Below are 1,694 nucleotides of genomic sequence, written 5' to 3'. Positions count from 1 at the left end.
CTCGGCTTCTGGGCGGCGGTCCTCGCCGCCTTCCTCGCCGCCGCACCCGGCCGGATGACGTTCGACACCAAACTCGGCGTCACCACCGACCCCTGGGGCTTCCTCGCCGACCTGGCCACCCTCTGGCACGACCGGTCCGGCTTCGGCGGCATCGCCGACCAGTACACCGGCTACACCATCCCGATGCTGCCGTTCCACGCCGCCGGCGACCTGGTCGGACTGCCCGTCTGGCTCACCCAGCGGCTCTGGCTCTCCCTGGTCGTCTCCTGCGCCTTCTGGGGCGCGCTGCGGCTGGCCGAACGCCTCGCCGCCGGCTCCGACCGCAGCCGCCTGCTCGGCGCGGCCGGGTACGCGCTGTGGCCCACGTACACCACGGTGGTCGGCTCCACCTCGGCCGCCGCGCTGCCCGGCGCGCTGCTGCCCTGGGTGCTGCTGCCGCTGACCGACCCCCGGCTCACCCCCCGGCTCGCCGCCGCCCGCTCCGCGCTGCTCATCCCGCTGATGGGCGGCGTCAACGCCGCCTCCACCCTCGCCTCCCTCCTCCCGGCCGGCCTCTACCTGCTCACCCGCCCGGCCGGCCCGCGCCGACGCGCCCTGATCGCCTGGTGGACACCGCTGGTCGCCGCCGCCACCGCCTGGTGGACCGTGCCGCTGCTCCTGCTCGGCGGCTACGGCGAGAACTTCATGCCGTACGTGGAGACCGCCCGCACCACCACCTCCACCATGTCCGCCACCGAACTGCTGCGCGGCGCCGGCAACTGGGTCGGCTACCTGAACTTCGGCGAGCCCTGGCTGCCGGCCGGCTGGGCGGTGGCCACCTCCGTCCTGGTCGTCGGCTGCTCCGCGCTCGCCGCCGCCCTGGGCCTGGCCGGCCTGGCCCGGCGCGACATGCCCGAACGGCGCTGGCTGGTGCTCACCGTGCTCACCGCCGCACTGATCACCCTCGCCGGCTACGGCGGCGCGCTCGGCGCACCCTTCCACGGCGCCGTCCAGCAGTGGCTCGACGGCGCCCTGGCCCCCTTCCGCAACATCTACAAGTTCCAGACCGGCGTCGCCCTCGCCCTGGCCCTCGGCCTCGTCCACCTCACCGCTGCCCTCACCCGGGCCACCGCCCGCCGCCGGCACGCGCCCGTGCTCGCCGCGCTGCTCGTGCTGCCCGGCCTGTGCCTGCCCTACCTCGACGGCCGGATCCTCCAGCCCGGCTCCTTCCGCGAACTGCCCGCCTACTGGCGCACCACCGCCGACTGGCTCGCCGCCAACGCACCGAAGGACCGCGCCCTGGTGGTGCCCGCCACCGCCCACGGCATCCACACCTGGGGCACGACCGTCGACCAGCCGCTGCACGCCCTGGCCCGCTCGCCCTGGGCCCAGCGCGACTACGTGCCCTTCGGCACCCCCGGCAACCGCCGGGCCATGGACGCCGTCGAACAGGCCCTCACCTCCGGCGGCCGCGTCCCCGGCCTCGCCGCCTTCCTCAACCGGGCCGGACTGCACCACGTCGTCGTCCGGGGCGACCTCGACCCCGACCAGCTGGGCCACGTCCCCACCGCCACCGTCACCCGCACCCTGGAAGCCTCCGGCTACCGCCGCGTCGCCGGCTTCGGCCCCCTCACCACCGGCGGCCGGATCGCCGACGACACCCCCGTCCAGGTCGAGGCGCTCTACCCGCGCCGCCGCGCCGTGGAGATCTACGC

At 75.9% G+C, this 1,694-nt stretch carries 1 protein-coding gene; it reads left to right on the top strand.

Annotation, left to right across the window (positions count from 1 at the left end; genetic code table 11):
- The coding region (locus tag C6N75_RS22820) for an alpha-(1->3)-arabinofuranosyltransferase domain-containing protein (protein ID WP_181160582.1) at positions 1 to 1,694 on the top strand (1,694 nt) is incomplete at both ends.

Origin of the sequence: Streptomyces solincola, assembly GCF_002982015.1 — a bacterium.
GTDB lineage: Bacteria > Actinomycetota > Actinomycetes > Streptomycetales > Streptomycetaceae > Streptomyces > Streptomyces solincola.
The sequence above is the reverse complement of the archived record's forward strand: the minus strand, read 5'-3'. Positions and strand labels throughout refer to the sequence as shown.